This window comes from Shinella sp. WSD5-1, from assembly GCF_963942435.1.
Lineage (GTDB): Bacteria > Pseudomonadota > Alphaproteobacteria > Rhizobiales > Rhizobiaceae > Shinella > Shinella yambaruensis.
Map to the genome: position 1 here is coordinate 802654 of NZ_OZ012596.1, position 19669 is coordinate 822322.

The 19669-nt window shown below is 68.4% G+C and carries 21 protein-coding genes; 8 read left to right on the forward strand and 13 right to left on the reverse strand.

All coding sequences use genetic code 11. The features are described 5' to 3' along the window. Positions 1-66: 66 nt before the first annotated feature. Positions 67-477: a hypothetical protein gene (locus AABQ55_RS03770; protein ID WP_272807307.1), complete on the reverse strand. Its 411-nt coding sequence runs from the start codon at positions 475-477 to the stop codon at positions 67-69. 127 nt (positions 478-604) lie between these two features. Here AABQ55_RS03770 and AABQ55_RS03775 point away from each other — a divergent pair, with 127 nt between their 5' ends. After that, entirely contained in the window at positions 605-1378 is a 774-nt protein-coding gene (locus AABQ55_RS03775) for a helix-turn-helix domain-containing protein (RefSeq protein WP_272807308.1), read from the forward strand. Positions 1379-1380: 2 nt separating this feature from the next. On the opposite strand, the gene AABQ55_RS03780 is transcribed toward AABQ55_RS03775, so the two are convergent. The 3 genes from AABQ55_RS03780 to AABQ55_RS03790 are packed head-to-tail and all read right to left on the reverse strand — an operon-like array spanning position 1381 to position 3457. Then, positions 1381-1746: a transporter gene (locus tag AABQ55_RS03780; RefSeq protein WP_244770299.1), complete on the reverse strand. Its 366-nt coding sequence runs from the start codon at positions 1744-1746 to the stop codon at positions 1381-1383. Next, a complete protein-coding gene (locus AABQ55_RS03785; protein ID WP_272807309.1) occupies positions 1743-2450 on the reverse strand; it encodes a class I SAM-dependent methyltransferase in 708 nt (235 codons plus the stop codon). The genes AABQ55_RS03780 and AABQ55_RS03785 overlap by 4 nt, the downstream gene beginning before the upstream one ends. Before the next feature lie 17 nt (positions 2451-2467). Next, a complete protein-coding gene (locus AABQ55_RS03790) occupies positions 2468-3457 on the reverse strand; it encodes a glycosyltransferase (protein WP_272807310.1) in 990 nt (329 codons plus the stop codon). Positions 3458-3582: 125 nt separating this feature from the next. Between AABQ55_RS03790 and AABQ55_RS03795 the strand changes: the two genes are divergently transcribed. From AABQ55_RS03795 to AABQ55_RS03805, 3 genes are all read left to right on the forward strand, one after another. Beyond that, the gene (locus tag AABQ55_RS03795; RefSeq protein ID WP_443021167.1) at positions 3583-5400 is read left to right on the forward strand and encodes a hypothetical protein; all 1818 of its coding nucleotides are present in this window, start codon (positions 3583-3585) and stop codon (positions 5398-5400) included. Positions 5401-5481: 81 nt separating this feature from the next. Next, the gene (gene xseA, locus AABQ55_RS03800) at positions 5482-7068 is read left to right on the forward strand and encodes an exodeoxyribonuclease VII large subunit (RefSeq protein WP_272807312.1); all 1587 of its coding nucleotides are present in this window, start codon (positions 5482-5484) and stop codon (positions 7066-7068) included. Between the two features lie 7 nt (positions 7069-7075). Continuing rightward, positions 7076-7666: an NAD(P)H-dependent oxidoreductase gene (locus AABQ55_RS03805; protein WP_272807313.1), complete on the forward strand. Its 591-nt coding sequence runs from the start codon at positions 7076-7078 to the stop codon at positions 7664-7666. 60 nt (positions 7667-7726) lie between these two features. On the opposite strand, the gene AABQ55_RS03810 is transcribed toward AABQ55_RS03805, so the two are convergent. Further along, complete coding sequence (locus tag AABQ55_RS03810) at positions 7727-8209, reverse strand: MarR family winged helix-turn-helix transcriptional regulator (RefSeq protein ID WP_272807314.1); 483 nt, start codon at positions 8207-8209, stop codon at positions 7727-7729. Positions 8210-8292: 83 nt separating this feature from the next. Here AABQ55_RS03810 and AABQ55_RS03815 point away from each other — a divergent pair, with 83 nt between their 5' ends. Then, on the forward strand, positions 8293-9207 hold the full coding sequence (locus tag AABQ55_RS03815; protein ID WP_443021139.1) for an EamA family transporter: 915 nt from the start codon (positions 8293-8295) through the stop codon (positions 9205-9207). Here the strand turns inward: AABQ55_RS03815 and AABQ55_RS03820 are convergent. The 6 genes from AABQ55_RS03820 to AABQ55_RS03845 form a co-directional block, all read right to left on the reverse strand. Next, entirely contained in the window at positions 9158-9946 is a 789-nt protein-coding gene (locus AABQ55_RS03820; protein WP_272807316.1) for a pyrroline-5-carboxylate reductase family protein, read from the reverse strand. The genes AABQ55_RS03815 and AABQ55_RS03820 overlap by 50 nt on opposite strands. Then, a complete protein-coding gene (locus AABQ55_RS03825) occupies positions 9943-11196 on the reverse strand; it encodes an aminopeptidase (protein ID WP_272807317.1) in 1254 nt (417 codons plus the stop codon). The genes AABQ55_RS03820 and AABQ55_RS03825 overlap by 4 nt, the downstream gene beginning before the upstream one ends. Before the next feature lie 68 nt (positions 11197-11264). Further along, complete coding sequence (gene ybaK, locus AABQ55_RS03830; protein ID WP_272807318.1) at positions 11265-11738, reverse strand: Cys-tRNA(Pro) deacylase; 474 nt, start codon at positions 11736-11738, stop codon at positions 11265-11267. 309 nt (positions 11739-12047) lie between these two features. Further along, a complete protein-coding gene (gene pcaF, locus AABQ55_RS03835) occupies positions 12048-13253 on the reverse strand; it encodes a 3-oxoadipyl-CoA thiolase (protein WP_272804777.1) in 1206 nt (401 codons plus the stop codon). Between the two features lie 71 nt (positions 13254-13324). Beyond that, positions 13325-14029 (reverse strand): CoA transferase subunit B, encoded by a 705-nt coding sequence (locus AABQ55_RS03840; protein WP_272804776.1) that lies wholly within the window; start codon positions 14027-14029, stop codon positions 13325-13327. Beyond that, positions 14026-14733, reverse strand: coding sequence for a 3-oxoacid CoA-transferase subunit A (locus tag AABQ55_RS03845; protein ID WP_272807319.1), 708 nt, complete (start codon positions 14731-14733; stop codon positions 14026-14028). Before AABQ55_RS03845 ends, AABQ55_RS03840 begins: the two co-directional genes overlap by 4 nt. Positions 14734-15038: 305 nt before the next feature. Here AABQ55_RS03845 and AABQ55_RS03850 point away from each other — a divergent pair, with 305 nt between their 5' ends. Next, positions 15039-15794: an IclR family transcriptional regulator gene (locus AABQ55_RS03850; RefSeq protein ID WP_245083279.1), complete on the forward strand. Its 756-nt coding sequence runs from the start codon at positions 15039-15041 to the stop codon at positions 15792-15794. Positions 15795-15990: 196 nt separating this feature from the next. After that, a complete protein-coding gene (locus tag AABQ55_RS03855; protein WP_245083282.1) occupies positions 15991-16641 on the forward strand; it encodes a sulfite oxidase-like oxidoreductase in 651 nt (216 codons plus the stop codon). Here AABQ55_RS03855 and AABQ55_RS03860 read toward each other — a convergent pair. Further along, entirely contained in the window at positions 16626-17510 is an 885-nt protein-coding gene (locus AABQ55_RS03860) for a helix-turn-helix domain-containing protein (RefSeq protein WP_272807320.1), read from the reverse strand. The genes AABQ55_RS03855 and AABQ55_RS03860 overlap by 16 nt on opposite strands. Before the next feature lie 115 nt (positions 17511-17625). Here AABQ55_RS03860 and pobA point away from each other — a divergent pair, with 115 nt between their 5' ends. After that, on the forward strand, positions 17626-18798 hold the full coding sequence (pobA, locus tag AABQ55_RS03865; protein WP_272807321.1) for a 4-hydroxybenzoate 3-monooxygenase: 1173 nt from the start codon (positions 17626-17628) through the stop codon (positions 18796-18798). On the opposite strand, the gene AABQ55_RS03870 is transcribed toward pobA, so the two are convergent. Continuing rightward, positions 18792-19658: a phosphotransferase family protein gene (locus tag AABQ55_RS03870; protein ID WP_272807322.1), complete on the reverse strand. Its 867-nt coding sequence runs from the start codon at positions 19656-19658 to the stop codon at positions 18792-18794. The two genes, pobA and AABQ55_RS03870, sit on opposite strands and share 7 nt — an antisense overlap. Positions 19659-19669: the final 11 nt, after the last annotated feature.

The window sequence follows — 19669 nt, forward strand, 5'->3', positions numbered from 1 at the left end:
GCGGGACCTGGAACGGCAGCACCCCCGCTTTTGGCGGGGGCGAAGGGGATGCGGGCATCGGCACGTTCAGGCAAGCGCGGCGCGCTGCTGCCGGCCAAGGCCGATCTGCTTGAGCAGCATGATGTCGGCGACCGCGACGGCGGCGAGCGCGATGAGGCCCATGCCGGCGAAGGTCAGCCCGCCGCTGGCGAAGACGAGGACGGCGAGGCTGCCGATGAGCCAGGCCGTATCGCCGGCGATGGCGACGCGGACGGCAGCGGGCGAAGGCCGCGCCTGCCGGCCGACGGCGACGTGGAAGACGCCCCAGACGACGAAGAAGGCGGCAAAGCCGTGGAGGACGGCCGGCGTCGCATGCGGGCCGACGAGGGTGCCGACCGGGCCGGAGAAGGCGAAGAGGCCGGCGGCCACGGCCAGCGAGAAGACGCCGTCGAAGAGCATGACGGACTTCAGAAGGTTGCGGTTGAGGGTAGCGAACATGGTGGGCTCCTTTCGTTTCGATGGGCCCATCCTGCCGAGGGCGGGGATGCAAACCAATTACCTTGGAGGTAATGGAAATCATGCCGCGCTTCCTGTTGAGTACGCGGGCACCGAACGGGAGGCGACAATGGAATTCGGCGAACACCTGAAGGAATGGCGCAGCCACCGGCGCATGAGCCAGCTGGAGCTGGCGACCGAGGCCGGCATCTCCGCCCGCCATCTCTCGTTCCTCGAGACCGGCCGCTCGCGCCCCTCGGAAGGCATGATCCTGCGCCTCTCCGCCGTGCTCGACATTCCCGCGCGCGACCAGGGCATGCTGTTTTCCGCCGCCGGCTTCCGCCCGCGCTTCGCGACGGCGCCGGCGGCGAGCCTTGCGGCCTTTCCGCCGGCCGTGGCGGAGGCGATCGGCCTCATCCTCGCCCGGCACGACCCCTATCCGGGCGTCGTCTTCGACCATGAATACAACGTGCTCGCCGCCAACCAGGCCTTTCTCGGCCTTGCCGGCATGGCGGGCATCGCGGTCTTGCCGGGCGACAATTTCCTCGATGCCTATCTCGGCCCGACGCCGCTGCGCTCGATCGTCGTCAACTGGGCGCAATCGGCAGCCGACCTCGTGCATCGCATCCGCGCCGAGGCCTGGCTGCAGGGCCCGCGCAGCCCGCTTTCGAAGCGCATCGAAAGGCTGGCCGCCGCCGCCGACATCCGGGCCGCGCTGGAGGCCTTTCCGGAGACGGACCGGCTGCCGATCCTGCCGATCGAGATGAAGATCGGGACAAAGCACTTCAACTGGATCACCACGCTCACCTCCTTCGGCTCGGCGCAGGACGCGCTGGTGCAGGGCGTGCTGATCGAGAGCTTCTTCCCGGCGGATGCCGAAACGCGGGCGCATTTCGAAGGATAGGCTCAGCCGTTGATGACGAGCATGCCGCCGATGATGAGAAAGGCGCCGAGCGCATAGCGCAGCGTCAGCGCCTCGCCGAGGAAGAGGCTGGCGAGGAGCGGCACGAAGCAGAAGGTCAGCGCCATGAAGGAATAGCCGATCGTCAGCGGCACCGCCTTCAGCACGAAGATCCAGATGACGGTGCCGGCCCCGTAGATCGCGAGCGCCAGCAGCAGCAGCGGGTTGAACGCCAGCGCCGCCAGCCCCTTGAGGCCGAAGTCGCCGGTCGTGCCGCTCGTCAGCTTGAACAGCACCTGTCCTGCCGCGATCAGGAGCGGCGTGCCGAGGAGGCCGGCCCAGATCGCGGGGCTGTAGGCGCTCGTCGTCACGCGTCCGGCTCCGCGCGGTCTTCCATGTAGAAGATGTCCCGGCCGATATCGACGCAGACATGGCGCTGCGGCACGGGATGCACGGCGCGCAGGAAGGAATGCGTATAGGGGAAGAAGTTGAAGTGCGGGTTGAAGCTGTAGCGGTATTCCCGCTCCCGCGGCACGACGATGATCAGCCGCCGGCGGGCGATGCGGCGCAGCTCCGCGATCGCCTGGCGGTATTCCAGCACATGCTCGATGACATGGGTGCAGACGACCGTGTCGAACTCGCCGTCCGCGAAGGGCAGGGATTCGATCATCGCCGCGACATATTCGACACCGGCGATGCTCGCGGCATCCTCCACGACGAAATCGACGCCCGCCAGCCGCTTCAGGCCGGGATTGCCCGTCTTGATGTGGCTGAGCAGCGCGCCGGTGCCGCAGCCGACGTCGCAGACGCTATCGCCGAGAATGGAGGCGACGATGCGGTCGATGCAGGCCCGCGAATTGTCCGTGCCGGCATGGACGCGTGGATGTTCGCGATAAAGATCCTCATATTCCGCGGCGGTGAGGAAGGGCGCGCGCTCGCGGAACGTCGCGAGCTTGCCGATATGCTTGCCCCAGACGAGGCTTGCGGCCTGCTTGAACAGCACGGAATCGCGCAGGATCGGCGGCAGCACGTCCTCGATCACGAAACGGATGCGGTTGGTGGTTTCCCTGTTCATGGTCGTCTTCCGTTCGATCAGGCCGCGAGATGCCGCGCCGCCTTGTCCGCCTTGCGGGCGGTGCGGACGTACCGGCCGGCGGACTGGTTCATGTAGTGGATGCGCAGCTGCTCGGCTCTGGCGCGCGCCAGGGAATCGAGGATGAGGCCGGCGGAGAAGACGAGGAACGAGATCATCATCAGGGCGAGCGAGAACACCCAGGTCGGCATGCGCTCGACGAGGCCGGTGCGGAAATAGGCCGCCAGAACCGGCGCCATGAAGGTGAGGCTTGCCGCCATGAAGAGGCCGCTGATCGTGCCGAAGAACACGAAGGGCCGCGTCTCCTTCATCAGCATGGCGAACATCCAGAGGATCTTCGCGCCGTCCTTGAAGGTCGAGAGCTTCGAATGCGAGCCCTCCGGCCGCCGGCCGTAGTCGAGTTCCAGCTCGGCGATCGGCATGCGCAGGCGCGAGGCGTGCACCGACATTTCCGTCTCGATCTCGAAGCCGCCGGAAACGGCCGGGAAGCTCTTGGCGAACCGGCGCGAGAAGGCGCGGTAGCCGGAGAAGATGTCGGAGAAATCGTTGCCGAACAGCGAGCGGAAGAGGGTGTTGAAGATGCGGTTGCCGAAGGCGTGGCCCTGCCGGCCGGCGTCGGCGGTAACACCGCGGCGCGTGCCGACCACCATGTCGGCACCCTCGGTGATCAGCGTGCGGATGAGCTCGGGCGCGTCGGAGGCGGCATAGGTGCCGTCGCCGTCGGCCATGATGTAGATGTCGGCCTCGATGTCGGAGAACATGCGGCGCACCACGTTGCCCTTGCCCTGGCGGCGTTCGCGCACGACGGTCGCGCCGGCCAGCGCCGCGCGCAGCGCGGTCGAATCCGTGGAGTTGTTGTCGTAGACATAGATGCGGGCTGAGGGCAGCGCGGCGCGGAAACCGCTCACGACGTCGCCGATCGTCTGCGCCTCGTTGTAGCAGGGCAGCAGCACGGCGATCTCAAGGTCTTCCAGCAAGGCTTCCGTCATGGCGTGCATTCTCCCGTGCGGGGCGGCCTCATGCGACCCACGGTTTTACTATTTCTTGAGAAGGTTAAGGCTAGGTTTCGGCTGGCTTCCAATGACGGACGAAGGGGCGAAACGTGTCGAAATCCATGCCTGCGGCCCTGCCGTTCGCAACCGGGGACGCGCCTGCCGGGCGCACCGGGATGACCTGGCGCGTGCTCGCCTTCTACAGCCTGCTGACGATCGCGGTGCTGCTCGCGCTGTCGCTGCCCTTCGCGAGCGACTATGTCGGGGCGGACAATGACGATGCGATGCGGCTCGTCGTGGTGCGTGACCTCCTGGCCGGGCAGAGCTGGTTCGACACGACGCAGTACCGTCTCGGCCTTGCGGGCGGCACGCCCATGCACTGGTCGCGCTTCGTCGACCTGCCGATCGCCAACCTGATCAGCTTCTTCTCGCTTTTCGCCGGCCAGCGGCAGGCCGAGGCGCTGGCGCTCGCGGTCTGGCCGTCCTTCCTCGTCGTGCCGGTGCTCTTCGGCGCGGGGCTTGCCGGCTACCGGCTGGGCGGCACCATGGCGATGCATGCGACGCTGGTCCTGACCGCCATCCTCGTCGTGTCGCTCAATCGCTTCCAGCCCGGCTCGATCGACCATCACAACGTGCAGATCGCGCTGGTGACCGGCATTGCGGCGATGCTGCTCTCGCCCGACATGCGGGCGCGCGACCATGCCATTGCGGGCGTGCTTGCCGGCTTTGCCATCGCCATCGGCGCGGAAACGACGCCGCTGATCGGCGCGGTCTGCCTCGTCGTCGCCCTGCGCTGGGCCTGGCACGGCCGTGCCTTCCGCGACGCGGCCACCGCCTTCAGCCTCGCCCTCGCCCTGACGGTGACCGGCGCCTTCTTCGCGACCGTCGCGCCGTCGCGCTATACGCAGGTGACCTGCGACAGCCTGTCCTACGGTTTCTACGCGCTGGCGACGCTGGGCGGCGGCACGCTGTTCCTGACGGCATCGCTGGCGAGCGCCTGGCCGTTCTACGGCCGGCTTGCCGCGCTTGCGGGCGCGGGCGGCGTCGTTGCCGCCGCGGTGCTGCTGATCGCGCCCGGATGCCTTGCCAATCCGCTCGACGCGCTCGACCCGCTGCTGAAGACCTTCTGGCTCGACATGGTCATCGAGGCCCAGTCGGCCGCCGCCCAGTTCCGCCTCGATCCCGCCTCGATCGCCAGCTTCTACGCCACCGGCCTTCTCGCCATCGCCGCCTGCCTCTGGAGCGTGCGTCGCCGCGAAGCCGCCGAGATGCACCTGATCCTGCTTGCGCTGCTGGTCGTCGCCTTCGCCGTCTCGATCATCCAGATCCGCGGCGCGATCTTCGTCTACGGGCTCGCGGCCATCCCGCTCGGCCGGATGATCGCCCAGCTGCGCAGGGCTGCCAATGCGCAGCCGAAGAACCTGAAGCTCGGCCTTGCCTTTGCCGGCCTGACGCTTGCCTCGACGCCCGCCACCTGGGCGCTTGCCGGCGCGCTCTTGCCCGGCCAGTCGGGCGACGTGCTGCGCGCCCAGTTTACGGCGGGCGCGAAGCCGCCCTCCTGCACCGACGAGGCCGTGCTGGCGCCGCTCGCCCGCGAGCCGGTCGGCGTGGTCGCCGCCGTCTCGGATCTCGGTGCGCCGATCCTGCGCTTCACCGGCCACCGCGTGCTCTCGGCGCCCTACCACCGCAACCAGGGCGGCATGCTGACGGAACTGCATATCGGCCTGTCCAATCCCCGGCAGGCCGAAGCGTTCCTGCGCGGCGCCGATGTGACGCTGCTCGCCTTCTGCCCGCGCAACGCCCAGACGAACCTGATCGCCGACGCGGAGCCGCAGGGGCTCTATGCCAGCCTCCTGAAGGGCGAGGTGCCGGCCTATCTCGAACCGGTCGAAGCCACGCAGGGCGCCGTGCTGCGTCTTTACCGGGTGAGGCCCGAATAGCGCGGGGGAACGGCGAAGTGGGCTGGGGATGCCGGCCGCGGCACCCTGTCATCCGCCGGCAAACGCACTACACTTTGCCGCATGAGCTTTTTCCCCGAGACTGATTCGCCCAGCAATCTTGCCGAATATTCGGTGTCGGAGCTTTCCGGCTCCATCAAGCGCACGGTCGAGCAGGCCTTCGACCAGGTGCGCGTGCGCGGCGAGATCTCCGGCTATCGCGGCCCGCATTCCTCGGGCCACGCCTATTTCTCGCTGAAGGACGATCGCGCGCGCATCGACGCGGTGATCTGGAAGGGCAGCTTCTCGCGCCTGCGCTTCAAGCCGGAAGAGGGCATGGAGGTGATCGCGACGGGCAAGATCACCACCTTCCCCGGCTCCTCGAAATACCAGATCGTCATCGAGGCGCTGGAGCCGGCCGGGGCCGGCGCGCTGATGGCGCTGCTCGAGGAGCGCCGCCGCAAGCTCGCCGCCGAAGGCCTCTTCGATGCGGAGCGCAAGAGGCCGCTGCCGTTCCTGCCGAAGGTGATCGGCGTCGTCACCTCGCCGACGGGCGCCGTCATCCGTGACATCCTGCACCGCATCGCCGACCGCTTCCCGGTCCATGTCGTCGTCTGGCCGGTCAAGGTCCAGGGGGAGGGCTCGGGGCAGGAAGTCGCCGCGGCCATCGAGGGCTTCAACGCTTTTGCGCCCGGCGGGGCGGTGCCGCGGCCGGACGTGCTGATCGTCGCGCGCGGCGGCGGCAGCCTGGAGGACCTCTGGAGCTTCAACGACGAGATCGTCGTGCGCGCCGCGGCCGCCTCGACGATCCCGCTCATCTCCGCCGTCGGCCACGAGACGGATTGGACGCTGATCGACCACGCCGCCGACCGCCGTGCGCCGACGCCGACGGGGGCTGCCGAAATGGCGGTGCCGGTGAAGGCCGATCTCGATGCGGAGGTCGCCTCGCTCACCGCGCGCCTGCGCGGCGCCACGGCGCGCCAGATGGACAGCCGCCGGCAGGGCGTTCGCGCGCTCGCCCGGGCGCTGCCCTCGCTCGACCAGCTCCTCGCCCTGCCGCGCCGCCGGTTCGACGAGGCAGCGGCGGGCCTTGGCCGCGGCCTGCAGATGAACACGGCGGGCAAGCGCCGCGCCTTCGAGCGCACGGCGGCGCATCTGCGGCCCGACATGCTGCTCACCCGCATCGCCGAGCGCCGCCAGCGCGTCGCCGACCGCCTGCAGCGCGCCGAACGCATCGTCGAGCGCCGGCTCGACCAGCTCCGCGCGCGCCTCGCCGCCTTCGACGTCTCGCTGCGCGCGACGCCCGCCCGCATCGCCGCGCAGACCGGCCGGGCGCGCGACCGCCTGTCGGGCCTTGCGCTGCGCGCCGAGAGCGCGCTCGCCGGCGATCTCGCCCGCCGCCGCGCCCTCCTGCAGGCGCAGGACCGCATGCTGCAATCGCTCTCCTACCGCAACGTGCTGAAGCGCGGCTACGCGCTGGTGCGCGACGAGGAGGGCGCGCCGGTGAAGGGCGCCGCCGGCCTCGGCCCCGGCCGCACCATCGCCATCGAGTTCGCCGACGGCACGGTGGACGCCGTCACCGGCGCGGGCGGCGGCACGCCGCCGCGCAGGAAGGCCGCGAAGGGCGAGGCGGAGGAGAAGCCCGCGCCCCGCCAGGGCTCGCTGTTCTGAGGCCGGCATGCGCATCCTGCTCGTGCTCGCCCATCCGCTGGAGGAAAGTTTCGCCGCAAGCGTCGCCGGCACGGTGCGGCGGCGGCTGGAGGCGAACGGCCATGCGGTCGATCTGCTCGACCTCTACCGCGAGGGCTTCGACCCGCGCCTGACGCCGTCCGAGCGCGCCCGCTACTTCGAACCGGGCTACGACCCGTCCGAAGCCGAACCTTTCGTTTCCCGCCTGAAAGAGGCGGAGGGGCTGGTGCTCGTCTTTCCGCAATGGTGGTTCAATTTCCCGGCCATCCTGAAGGGCTTCTTCGACCGGGTGTTCGCGCCCGGCGTCGCCTTCGAGAACGATCCGGCCGGCGGGCGCATCCAGCCGCGGCTCGGCAATATCCGCCTGTTCTGGGCGTTCACCACGACCGGCTCGCCCTGGTGGGTGGTGCATCTCTACATGGGCAATCCGGTGAAGCGGCTCCTGAAGCGCGGCATCGCCGCCTTCTGCGCCAAGGGCCTCGATTTCAGGATGGTGAGCCTGCACGACATGGACCGCGCGAGCGAGGAAAAACGCAAGGCGCATCTTGCGCGGGTCGAGCGGCTCGCCGGCCGCATCTGACCGGGAGCAATTCCAGCAAAGGTGCCAAGCGGTCCGGCGTCGGAGAAATGCGGAACTGTGCTATTCGAACGCGGCCAGGAACTTTCGCAACAGGCCGTCCAGCGCCGCGCGGTCTTCCGTGCCGAGCGCCTCCAGCAGGCGATGCTGGTTCTCCACATGGGCCGTCACCGCCGCATCGACCAGCGCGAAACCCTTCGGCGTCAGCGCGATGATGACGCTGCGCCGGTCCTCGGGATTGTGCGCGCGTTCGATGAGGCCCGCCTTTTCGAGCTGGTCGAGCCGGTTGGTCATCGTGCCCGAGCTGACCATGGTGGTGGCGAGCAGGTCACCCGGCGAAAGCCGGTAGGGCGGACCGGCGCGGCGCAGGGTCGCCAGCACGTCGAAGCTCGCGGCGTTCAGCCCGTGCGCCGCCAGCGCCTTCTCGGTTTCCCGGGCAAGATGGGTGCGTAGCCGCGCGAGGCGGCCGAGCAGGCCCATCGGCTCGACATCGAGGTCCGGCCGTTCGCGGTTCCACTGGGCGAGAATTCTGTCGACGTGATCCATGGCGCGACTTAACGGCGCCGTTGTCTTGACGTCAAGATAAAATGATATATCTTGACATCAAGATTCTTTGTTTGGAGATAATTATGTCCCGCGCCTCCGACGTCCTTCTCACCGCGACCGCCCCGGCCATCTGGGGCAGCACCTATATCGTCACCACAGAGCTTCTGCCGGCCGGCTATCCGCTCACCGTCGCCATGCTGCGGGCGCTGCCGGCGGGGCTTCTCCTGCTTCTCCTCGTCCGGTGCCTGCCGCAGGGTGTGTGGTGGCCGCGGACCGTCCTGCTCGGCGCGCTGAACTTCTCGTTCTTCTGGGCGATGCTGTTCGTCTCGGCCTATCGCCTGCCGGGCGGGGTCGCCGCGACGGTCGGCGCCATCCAGCCGCTGATCGTGCTCGGGCTTTCCCGCGCCGTGATCGGCACGGCGGTGCGGCCGCTCGCCGTCTTCGCCGGCCTTGCCGGCATCGGCGGGGTGGCGCTGCTGGTGCTGACGCCCTCGGCGGCCCTCGATCCGATCGGGATTGCCGCTGGTCTTGCCGGCGCGGTCGCCATGGCCTTCGGCACGGTGCTGTCGCACCATTGGAAGCCGCCGGTGCCGCCGCTCACCTTCACCGCATGGCAGCTCACCGCGGGCGGCCTGCTGCTGGTGCCGGTGGCGCTCTGGTTCGAGCCGGCCCTGCCGGCGCCGACGGCGGAAAACCTGCTCGGTTTCCTCTATCTCGGCCTGATCGGCGCGGCGCTCACCTATATCGTGTGGTTCCGCGGCCTCGCACGGCTCGACCCGGCGACGATCTCGCCGCTCGGCTTCCTGAGCCCCCTCGTCGCCGTCGTGCTCGGCTGGGTGCTGCTCGGGCAGGATCTCGGCCTCCTGCAGGTCGTCGGCATGATCGTGGTGCTTGGAAGCGTTTGGCTCAGCCAGCAGGCCCAGGCCGCCCGCCCGGCGCCGGGCAAGGTCAGTCCGCGCCGTCCTGCGCCCGCCGGCGCGCGGCCGTCAGCCCGCTGAAGACGGCATGGGCGAGATCGGCGTCGATCATCGCGGAAAGTCCGGCCGCCGTGGTGCCATGGTACTCCATGAACAGCTCCACGATATCGGCCGGCGTGTCGCTGACGCTCGCCATCTGCGTGGCGGCGCCGAGGAAGAGCTGGCGCACCGCAAGGACCGCCGTCTCCGGGCCGATGCCAGCCTCGATCGCATGGCGGATCATCGCATCCGCCATCAGCGCCGGAAAGGCCGCGCCCGATCCGGTGAGCGCGGTGAAATAGTCGAGTTCCTGCTCGTCGGTGATGAAATGCGGCCGGCCCGAGGCGGCAAAGAAGCGCCGCGCGAAATCCGCCTCCGGATCGCGCACGTCGTCGGTCATGCACCAGGGCGTGAAGGAGAGGCGCTGCTCGGCGCAGGCATTCGGCATCGCCCGCACGATGCGCCGGGCACCGAAACGGTCGCCGATTTCCTCCACCGTCACCCCCGCCATGACGGAGATGACGAAGCGCCCGCGCAGGTCGACGTCGATCTCGTCGAGATCGCCGGGGCGCACGGACAGGACGATGATGTCGCAGGCATCGACGAGGATCGCGTTGTCCGTCGTCATGTGCACGCCCGGCCAGGCCTCGAAGCCTGAAATGTTGCCCGAGCGCGAGGACAGCACGAGTTCGGCCGGCATGACGAGACGGTCGGCCAGCACCGGCCGGAGCAGGGCCCCGGCCAGCCATCCGCCGCCGCCGATCACGCCGAGATGGGTCATGCCCACTCGCCGCCGCGCATGACGGGAACGCGGCTGCCATCGGCGCGCACGCCGTCGATGTCCACCTTGTCCGAGCCGATCATCCAGTCGATATGGATGAGGCTTTCATTGCCGCCCTGCGCGCGGATCTGATCCGGCGTCAGGCTCGCCCCGTTGAGGAAGCATTTCGAATAGCACTGGCCGAGCGCGATATGGCAGGAGGCGTTCTCGTCGAACAGCGTGTTGTAGAAGAGGATGCCGCTTTCCGAGATCGGCGAGGAATGCGGCACGAGGGCGACCTCGCCGAGCCGGCGCGCGCCCTCGTCGGTGTCCAGCACCTTGTTCAGCACCGCCTCGCCCTTCGATGCCTTCGCCTCGACGATCCGGCCGCCCTCGAAGCGCACCTGGATGTCGTCGATCAGCGTGCCCTGGTGGGAGAGCGGCTTGGTGGAGGAGACATGGCCCTCGACGCGCAGGGCATGCGGCGTGGTGAAGACCTCTTCCGTCGGGATGTTCGGGTTGCAGGTGATGCCGTTCTTGGCCGTCGAGGCGCCGCCGTGCCATTCGTGGCCGTCCGCCAGCCCCACGGTGAGGTCCGTGCCCGGCCCCGTGAAGTGCAGCGCGGCAAAGCGCTCGCCGTTCAGCCAGGCCGAGCGCCTGGCAAGGCCCGCATTGTGCGCCGCCCAGGCGGCGACGGGATCGGCGACGTCGACGCGCGAGGCGGCGAAGATGGCATTGGCGAGCTTTTCGACCGCCACGTCTTCCGGGTCGTTCGGGAATACCTGCCTGGCCCAGGACGGGTTCGGATAGGAGACGATGTTCCAGTTGATGTCGAAATTGGCGATCTTCTCCAGCGCGGGCTTGTAGGCCATGGAATTCGCCTTGTTGGCGCGCGCGACCTTGGCCGGGTCCTCGCCGGAGAGCAGCATCGGGTTGTCGCCGGCAATGGCAAGGCGCGCGGCGCCGTTGGCATAGGCCTTGGCCATGCCCTCGTAGAGCCAGTCGCTGGCCCGGTCGAAGCTTTCGTCGGGCGCATGGTGGTAGCGGGCGAGCGTCGCTTCCTCGTCGGCATAGAAGGTGCTGACGAGGCCGGCGCCCGCCTTATAGGCGTGCTTGGTGATGAGGCGGGCGAGCGGCAGGGCGGCGATGGGCGCCGTCATCACGAGATCCTGCCCCTTCTGGAGCTGAAGGCCGACACGCACGGCGACTTCGGCGAGCTTGTCGAGCTTTTGCGGATCGACGGCGGGGGCGGAATTGGCGGGATAGGTCATGGCATGCCTGTCTGTTCTCTTCGGATGAAGGAAACTTAGTGTGCCCGGCGCCGAAAGAGAAGGCGCAATCAGGCGATGACGGCTGCGGCGATCGCCTTCAGCGCCGCCAGCGCGTCGCGCGGGGCAAGGCGCACCTGCAGGCCGCGCTGCCCGCCGTTCATGTAGACCCGGTCATGGACCAGCGCCGCCTCCTCGATCGCGGCCGGCACCGGCTTCTTCTGGCCGAACGGGCTGATGCCGCCGACGACGAAGCCCGTCAGCCGCTCGGCATCCGCCGGCTTCATCATGTTGGCCGACTTGCCCCTGAAGGCGCTCGCCAGCTTCTTCATGCTGACCTCGCGGTCCGACGGCACGATGACGCAGACCGGCTTGCCGTCCACCTCCGCCATCAGCGTCTTCAGCACCCGGCCCGGATCCTCCCCCAGCGCCTCGGCCGCCTGGATGCCGACGCGGTCGGCATCGGGGTCGTAGTCGTAGGTATGGACGGTGAAGGAAACGCCGGCCTTGGCAAGGGCCTGGGTGGCGCGGGTGGTCTTGGACATGGCGGACCCGTCATCGATGCGAGAAGTACGGTCCGCATGGGTGCAGGAGCCCGGAGGTGCTGTCAATGTTGGATTGCCTGGGGCAAGACTTGCGTGAGGGGAGGAGCGCCGCGGTGGCCCGATCTACCCCCCTCTGCCCTGCCGGGCATCTCCCCCTCAAGGGGGAGATTGGCAAGACGCGAAAACCTTGCTTAACCGGCACCGCTGAAGGTGGGCGAGACGGTCCCCCATTCAATCTCCCCCCCTTGAGGGAGATGCCCGGCAGGGCAGAGGGGGGCTCGCGGCGGCGGCAAGAGTGGTGAACGTCCGTCAGACCCGTTCGAGCGCGACGGCGATGCCCTGCCCGACGCCGATGCACATGGTGGAGAGCGATCGTTTCTTTCCGGTGAGGCTGAGTTCCAGCGCTGCGGTGCCGGTGATGCGGGCGCCGGACATGCCGAGCGGGTGGCCCAGCGCGATGGCGCCGCCGTTCGGATTGACGTGGCCGGCGTCGTCGGCAATGCCGAGAGCGCGGAGCGTCGCCAGGCCCTGGGAGGCGAAGGCCTCGTTGAGTTCGATCACGTCGAAGTCGGCGGGTGTGAGGCCGAGGCGGGCGCAGAGGCGCTGCGTGGCCGCGACCGGGCCGATGCCCATGATGCGCGGCGGTACACCTGCCATCGCGCCGCCGAGGATGCGGGCGATGGGGGTGAGGCCGTACTTCTTGACCGCCGCTTCCGAGGCGATGACCAGCGCCGCCGCGCCGTCGTTGACACCCGACGCATTGCCCGCCGTCACCGTGCCGCCTTCCTTCCTGAAGGGTGTTCCGAGCCTGGCGAGCGCCTCGATGGTCGTCGCGCGCGGATGCTCGTCCTTCTCGACCACGACCGGATCGCCCTTCCGCTGCGGGATGGTGACGGGGGTGATCTCCCTTGCCAGCCGCCCGTTCGCCTGCGCGGCGGCAGCTTTCGCCTGCGAGCGAACGGCGAAGGCGTCCTGGTCCTCACGCGAGATGGAAAAATCCTCGGCGACGTTCTCGCCGGTCTCCGGCATGGAATCGACGCCGTACTGCTTCTTCATCACGGGATTGACGAAGCGCCAGCCGATGGTGGTGTCGTGGATCTCGGCATTGCGCGAGAAGGCCGTCTCCGCCTTGGGCATGACGAAGGGCGCGCGGCTCATGCTCTCCACGCCGCCGGCGATGAAAAGCTCCGCCTCGCCGGCCTTGATGGCGCGGGCGGCGGCGATGACCGCGTCCATGCCGGAGCCGCAGAGGCGGTTGATCGTCGTGCCGGAGACGGAGACGGGCAGGCCCGCCAAGAGCGCGGACATGCGGGCGACATTGCGGTTGTCCTCGCCCGCCTGGTTGGCGCAGCCGAAGATGACGTCGTCGACGGCCTCCCAGTCGATGCCGGCATTGCGCGCCATCAGCGCCTTCAGCGGGATGGCGCCGAGATCATCGGCACGCACGGAGGAAAGCGCACCGCCGAAGCGGCCGATGGGCGTGCGGATGTAGTCGCAGATATAGGCCTCAGCCATGGTGTTCCCCTCAAGCAGTTCCAGCAGACGTGCGTAGCGGCTTTGCGGCCGGAAGTGCGTACAACACTGTTCTAGAGTTGCGGCACGACGAGATCGGCGACATCGCCGTCGACATGCAGTTTCGTGCCGGTCATCGCCTGCAGCTCCTCGACCGTCATGCCCGGCAGCTTCTCGCGCAGCACGAAGCGGCCGCCCGAAACGTCGATGACGGCATGGCTGGTATAGATGCGGGTGATGCAGCCGACGCCGGTGAGCGGGAAGGTGCAGCGCTCGACGAGCTTCGGCTCGCCGTTCCTGGTGACGTGCTCGGTGATGACGACGACCTGTTTTGCGCCATGCACGAGGTCCATCGCCCCGCCGACGGCCGGAACGCCCTTGGAGCCGACGCGCCAGTTGGCGAGGTCGCCGTTCTCGGCCACCTGGTAGGCGCCGAGGATGGCGACGTCGAGATGGCCGCCGCGCACCATGGCAAAGCTGTCGGCATGGTGGAAGAAGGCCGAACCCGGCTTCAGCGTCACGGCCTTCTTGCCGGCATTGATCAGGTCCCAGTCCTCCTCGCCTTCCGGCGGGGCCTCGCCGAAGTCGAGGATGCCGTTCTCCGTGTGGAAGATCGCCGACCGACCCTCGGGCTGGTAGCGGGCGACCATTTCCGGGAAACCGATGCCGAGGTTGACATAGGCGCCGTCGAAAATGTCCTGTGCGGCGCGCCAGGCGATCTGGGCGTTGGAGAGTTTTATGTCCTCGCGGGTGTTCATGGGGTGCGTATCGACGGTCATGCGTAGGCCACTCCTGCGCGGATGAGGTCTTCTTCCTGCTTGGGATCGGCAACCTCGACGAGGCCGTCGACAAAGATGCCGGGGGTGACGACATGCTCGGGGTCGATGCCGCCGGGCGGCACCAGCTTCGAGACCTGCACGATGGTCTTCGCCGCGGCCATGCACATCAGCGGGCTGAAATTGCGGGCAGCCTTGTTGTAGGTGAGGTTGCCGTGCGTATCGCCGACATGCGCCTTGATCAGCGCGACATCCGCCTTCAGCCAGCGCTCCTGCACGTACATGCGGCCGTCGAATTCGGCGACCGGCTTGCCCTTAGCGAGCTCCGTGCCGTAGCTCGTCGGCGTGTAGAAGGCGGGGATGCCGGCGCCGCCGGCGCGGATGCGCTCGGCGAGCGTGCCCTGCGGCACCAGCTCCAACTCGATCTTTCCGGCGAGATACCGGTCGGTGAAGGCGCGCGGATCGGTCGAGCGCGGGAAGGAGCAGATCATCTTCCTGACCATGCCGGCGTCGATCATCGCGGCAATGCCGATGCGGCCGTTGCCGGCATTGTTGTTGATGACGGTGAGGTCCTTCGGACCCCTGTCGATCAGGGCGTGGATCAGCTCGATCGGTGCGCCCGAGCCGCCGAAGCCGCCAATCATCACGACCGAGCCGTCGCCGATGCACGATACGGCGGCCTCAAGACTGCTGAGGGTCTTGTCCATGCAAAATCTCCCGTTGTCGGCAACAGAGGTAAATCCAAACGGGGAAATCGACAATCCGGTTTGTGCGATAATTGACTTTTGTTCATATATCGCACAAAATAAATGGAAGCGTTATGGATGCGGCGCGTCGCTCACTGCACGTTCCGCCGTCACCCTCGGCCTTGAGCCGAGGATTCACGCGGCACCCGTGGCCGTGGATGCTCGGGTCAGGCCCGGGCATGACGGAGGAGAGGGCGGAGACAGAATGGAGGCGGGGTGCCCTGCAACATGCACAAGCCGGGCCGGCTGGCCGAGAGGAGACAACAATGCGGGAAACGGATTTCGTCGGGGGGTTCGCCAAGGGGCTGACGGTCATCGAGGCCTTCGGCGAGGCAAAGCCCCGCCTCACCATCACGGATGTCTCGAAGGAGACCGGCCTCGACCGGGCGACGGCGCGGCGCTGCCTCTTGACGCTGGCCGAGCTCGGTTATGCCGCCTATGACGGCAAGTTCTTCGAGCTGACGCCGAAGATCCTGCGCCTCGGCCATGCCTATCTCTCGGCGACGCCCCTGCCGCGGCTGGTGCAGCCCTATCTCGACCAGCTCTCGGAGAAGGTCGGCCAGAGCGCCTCCGTTTCCGTGCTGGACGGGGTGGAGATCGTCTATGTGGCGCGCGCGGCGCAGAAGCGGGTCATGTCGATCAACCTGACGCCGGGCTCGCGCCTGCCGGCCTATTGCGCCTCGATGGGCCGCGTGCTCCTGGCGGCGCTCCCGGAAGCCGAGGCGCGGGCGATCGTCGAGGCCTCCGACCGCAAGGCGAACACCCCCTACACGAAGACGGAGCCGGAAGCGCTGATGGAGGAATTCGCCCGGGTGCGGCAGAACGGCTTTGCCCTGATCGACCAGGAGCTGGAGATCGGGCTGCGCTCCATCGCCGTGCCGCTGGAAAATGCCCGTGGCCGCGTCGTCGCCGCACTCAATATCGGCGCCCCGGCGGCCCATGCCTCGGCGGAGGACATGGTGACGCGCTACCTGCCGGCAATGCGCGAGGTGCAGGCAGCGCTGCGGCCGGTGCTCGCCTAAAGCATTTCCAGCCGAAGCGACGTCGCTTCGGCGTCGGACAATGCGGCAAAAGCAAGAAGCTGGAGCAATGCCGGCAAACGTGCGCAGCGGTTCTGGGGCTGGCCCTGCGCGGATGTGCCAACCGGCCCTGCCGGGAGCCGATCTTGACAGAAGCAAGGTCGCGGCCCCACCTTTTGCACCGCAGCAGGAGGCCGCCATGAGCGACGACGACAGCAAGCTCACCCGCACGAAACGCCGCTGGGCGGACGAGGGCAGGTTCCTCACGGGCCGTGTTTCCCGGCCCGGGACCGACCGCCTGCCGCCGGGCCAGCATCTCGTGACGAACTGGCCGGTGCTCGATCTCGGCCAGCAGCCGGTGATCCGCCCGGAAAGCTGGCGGCTCGATGTGAAGGGCGGCGCGGAAAACCCGCAATCCTTCGGCTGGGCGGAGTTCCTGGCGCTGCCGCAGAGCCAAAGACTTTCCGACATCCATTGCGTGACCACCTGGTCGCGCTACGACAACCGCTGGGAGGGTGTCGCCACGCGCGACCTGCTCGACCGCGTCATGCCGCGGCCGGAGGCGAATTTCGTCATGCTGACGAGCTATGACGGCTATACGACAAACCTGCCGCTTGCCGATTTCGCCGCCGAGGACGCCATCCTCGCCACCCATTGGGAGGGCCGGCCGCTCTCCGTCGAGCATGGCGGGCCGATGCGCCTCGTCGTGCCGCATCTCTATTTCTGGAAGAGCGCCAAGTGGCTGACGCGCATCGATTTCCTGCCCGGTGACCAGGCCGGGTTCTGGGAGCGCAACGGCTATCACATGCGCGGCGATCCCTGGGCCGAGGAGCGTTATTCCGACGCCTGAGCGGAAAGCCGCGCCCGCTCCCGCAGCCGCCAGGCGCGCGGCGTCTCGCCGGTCTCGCGCAGGAAGTAGCGGGAAAAATAGGCGGGGTCGGCAAAACCGAGGCCAAGCGCGATCTCCTGCGCCGGCGCCTCGGTGAAGACGAGTTCGCGCTTCGCCTCGTCGATCAGCTTGCGGCCGATATAGGCGTGGGCCGTCAGGCCCGTCGCGGCCTTGACGATGCGGTTGAGATGCGTCGGCGAGATGCCGAGTTCGCCGGCATAGAAACCGGCCGGCTTCTGGCCGCGGAAATGCTGCTGGATCAACCCGTTGAGGTGCTCCATGCGCCGCGCCGCCTCGCCGGCGTCGCCTGCCGTCTCGCCCCGGCTCCAGAGCCGTGCGGCAAGCGTCAGCACCGAGACCAGATAGGCCTGCATCAGGTCGGTGCGCCCGCTTCGCCGCGTCGTCCATTCGGCGGCAAGCCGCCCGAGCGTCGAAAGCACGAAGGCGCCGTCCGCATCGCCGGGATCGAGCGGCGTCACGCGCGGCTCGGAAACGAAGCGCCCGGCCTCGCCGGCAAGGCGCAGGTGCGAGGCGAGCAGGGTGAAGACATGGCCGTCGACATCGCGGGAAAACCGGAAGCCGTGGTCGAGCGCCGGCGGCACCGTGGCGATGGCGGGCGGGGCCAGCGTCAAGCGCCGGTCCTCGAACAGCGCATCGCCCGAACCGGCGGAAATATACAGGATCTGGAAGAAGCTCTCGTGCCGGTGCAGGCCGATCTCATAGCGATGCAGGCTGCTGCGCGAGGGGATCGTTTCGCAGTGCAACCAGAAATCCGGACCGTTTCCGGCCTTTTCGCCATAGAGATCGTAGGTCGGGGCCGGTCGCTTCATCCTGGTGCCGCTGTCTTGCGATGTTCGATTTGTACAAGTTCATGGCCGATCCGTCCATTGCCCGGCGCCGCCCTTCCCGCCGACAATTTGCGAAATGCCAGTTCGGGAGGTCACTATGCGCGTTCAGGTCGTCATCATCGGGTCGGGTCCGTCGGGCCTGTTGCTCGGCCAGCTGCTCGGCAATGCCGGCATCGAGACGGCGATCCTCGACCGGTCGAGCCGCGCGCATATCCTCGGCCGTGTGCGGGCCGGCGTGCTGGAGGAGGGCACGGTCGCGCTGCTCGACAAGGCCGGCGTCGGTGCGCGCATGCATGCCGAGGGCCTGCCGCATGACGGCTTCTCGCTCGCCTTCGACGGCCGCGACCACCGCATCGACCTTTTCGATCTCACCGGCGGCAAGCGCGTCATGGTCTATGGCCAGACGGAGCTGACGTGCGACCTCATCGAGCAGCGGGAAGCCGACGGCCGGTTGACCATCCACGAAGCGGCGAATGTCACGCCGCACGCCTTCGACGGCGCGGCGCCCTGCGTCACCTACGAGAAGGACGGCGCCACCCACCGGATCGACTGCGACTTCATCGCCGGCTGCGACGGCTTCCACGGCGCCAGCCGCAAGGCCGTGCCGGAACAGGCGATCCGCACCTTCGAGAAGGTCTATCCCTTCGGCTGGCTCGGCCTTCTCGCCGAGGTGCCGCCGGTCAGCGAGGAGCTGGTCTATGCCAACCATCCGCGCGGCTTCGCCCTCTGTTCCATGCGCTCGCCGACCCGCAGCCGCTACTATCTCCAGTGCGCGCTCGACGAGAGGATCGAGGCCTGGCCCGATGCGCGCTTCTGGGACGAGCTGCGCCGCCGCCTTCCCGCCCATCACGGCGAGGCGCTGGTCACCGGGCCGAGCTTCGAGACGTCGATCGCGCCGTTGCGCTCCTTCGTCGCCGAGCCGATGCGGTTCGGCCGGCTGTTCCTCGTCGGCGACGCCGCCCATATCGTGCCGCCGACGGGCGCCAAGGGGCTGAACCTTGCCGCAAGCGACGTGCACTATCTCTTCTCGGGCCTCCTGGAGCACTACCGGGAGCGCTCCGGGGCCGGCCTTGACGCCTATTCGGCAAGGGCGCTCGCCCGGGTCTGGAAGGCCGTGCGCTTCTCCTGGTGGATGACAAGCATGCTGCACCGTTTTCCCGGGACCGGCGATTTCGACGAGAAGATCCAGGAGGCCGAGCTCGACTATCTCACCCATTCCCGCGCGGCCGAAACGGTGCTGGCGGAAAACTATGTGGGCCTGCCCTACTGACGCGCCGCCCAGGCGGCGACGGAGGCGATCATCGTCGCATGGTGCTCCGGCGCCTCGGCAAGAGCCGCGAGTTCCCAGAGCCGGTGCACGCCGGTCAGGAGGTGGATGCGGCCACGATCGAGCGTCCGGCCCGTCAGCCGCTCGTAGCCGTCCGCGATCCGGGCGGTGAGGTCGGGGCTGATGAAGTTCGTGTAGATGAAGTCCTGGTGCAGCGGGCCGAAACCGGAATCGGCGAAATCGTAGATGCCGTTGAGCCGTCCGGCGGCGTGGTCGAAGGCCATGTTCCAGCCGTGGCCGTCGAAGAAGCCGTAGGTTTCGCCGTGGGGATCCGGCGGGAGCGCGCGCCAGCCGGAAAGGGTTTCGTTCGCAAAGCCAAAGAGGTCTTCCGGCAGCAGCGGCAGGGCCCTTGCCGCGATGGCATCGGCATCCAGCCAGCGCTCGACCGGCCGCGCGCCGGCCGCCTCCATCAGCGGGCGGGGGAGGGCGTGCAGCTGCGCATAGAAGCGGGCGAGCGTCTCGCCGAGCGCCCCTCGCGCCGTCTCCGGCAGCGTCTCGTAGCGTGCGGTTTCCAGGTGGTCGCCGGGGATGATCGCGTGTTCGGAAAAGAGCGGCGCGCCCTCGTGGAGGCGAAGGCCCGGAACGCGCATCGCAAGGTGCGGGCGGATGGCGGCGAGGATGGAGGCCTCGCGGCGCAGCGCCCGCTCCGCCGCCTCGCCCTGCGGGAACTTGAAGACGCGGCGCTCGTCCACCGCCACCGCACGCGAATGCCAGCCGCCCGGCAGCAGCCGGAAGGCGGCATCCGCCAGATCGGGATGAAGCGCGACGATCGCGGTGCGGAAGGGGGCGAGTTCGCTTGTCATGCACCCCTCCT

What these genes read in the sequence shown, in the direction of transcription:
- AABQ55_RS03770 (WP_272807307.1), bottom strand. Translation starts at nt 477, where the DNA reads ATGTTCGCTACCCTCAACCGCAACCTTCTGAAGTCCGTCATGCTCTTC.
- AABQ55_RS03775 (WP_272807308.1), top strand. Translation starts at nt 605, where the DNA reads ATGGAATTCGGCGAACACCTGAAGGAATGGCGCAGCCACCGGCGCATG.
- AABQ55_RS03785 (WP_272807309.1), bottom strand. Translation starts at nt 2,450, where the DNA reads ATGAACAGGGAAACCACCAACCGCATCCGTTTCGTGATCGAGGACGTG.
- AABQ55_RS03790 (WP_272807310.1), bottom strand. Translation starts at nt 3,457, where the DNA reads ATGACGGAAGCCTTGCTGGAAGACCTTGAGATCGCCGTGCTGCTGCCC.
- AABQ55_RS03795 (WP_443021167.1), top strand. Translation starts at nt 3,583, where the DNA reads ATGCCTGCGGCCCTGCCGTTCGCAACCGGGGACGCGCCTGCCGGGCGC.
- xseA (WP_272807312.1), top strand. Translation starts at nt 5,482, where the DNA reads ATGAGCTTTTTCCCCGAGACTGATTCGCCCAGCAATCTTGCCGAATAT.
- AABQ55_RS03805 (WP_272807313.1), top strand. Translation starts at nt 7,076, where the DNA reads ATGCGCATCCTGCTCGTGCTCGCCCATCCGCTGGAGGAAAGTTTCGCC.
- AABQ55_RS03810 (WP_272807314.1), bottom strand. Translation starts at nt 8,209, where the DNA reads ATGGATCACGTCGACAGAATTCTCGCCCAGTGGAACCGCGAACGGCCG.
- AABQ55_RS03815 (WP_443021139.1), top strand. Translation starts at nt 8,293, where the DNA reads ATGTCCCGCGCCTCCGACGTCCTTCTCACCGCGACCGCCCCGGCCATC.
- AABQ55_RS03820 (WP_272807316.1), bottom strand. Translation starts at nt 9,946, where the DNA reads ATGACCCATCTCGGCGTGATCGGCGGCGGCGGATGGCTGGCCGGGGCC.
- AABQ55_RS03825 (WP_272807317.1), bottom strand. Translation starts at nt 11,196, where the DNA reads ATGACCTATCCCGCCAATTCCGCCCCCGCCGTCGATCCGCAAAAGCTC.
- ybaK (WP_272807318.1), bottom strand. Translation starts at nt 11,738, where the DNA reads ATGTCCAAGACCACCCGCGCCACCCAGGCCCTTGCCAAGGCCGGCGTT.
- pcaF (WP_272804777.1), bottom strand. Translation starts at nt 13,253, where the DNA reads ATGGCTGAGGCCTATATCTGCGACTACATCCGCACGCCCATCGGCCGC.
- AABQ55_RS03840 (WP_272804776.1), bottom strand. Translation starts at nt 14,029, where the DNA reads ATGACCGTCGATACGCACCCCATGAACACCCGCGAGGACATAAAACTC.
- AABQ55_RS03845 (WP_272807319.1), bottom strand. Translation starts at nt 14,733, where the DNA reads ATGGACAAGACCCTCAGCAGTCTTGAGGCCGCCGTATCGTGCATCGGC.
- AABQ55_RS03850 (WP_245083279.1), top strand. Translation starts at nt 15,039, where the DNA reads ATGCGGGAAACGGATTTCGTCGGGGGGTTCGCCAAGGGGCTGACGGTC.
- AABQ55_RS03855 (WP_245083282.1), top strand. Translation starts at nt 15,991, where the DNA reads ATGAGCGACGACGACAGCAAGCTCACCCGCACGAAACGCCGCTGGGCG.
- AABQ55_RS03860 (WP_272807320.1), bottom strand. Translation starts at nt 17,510, where the DNA reads ATGAAGCGACCGGCCCCGACCTACGATCTCTATGGCGAAAAGGCCGGA.
- pobA (WP_272807321.1), top strand. Translation starts at nt 17,626, where the DNA reads ATGCGCGTTCAGGTCGTCATCATCGGGTCGGGTCCGTCGGGCCTGTTG.
- AABQ55_RS03870 (WP_272807322.1), bottom strand. Translation starts at nt 19,658, where the DNA reads ATGACAAGCGAACTCGCCCCCTTCCGCACCGCGATCGTCGCGCTTCAT.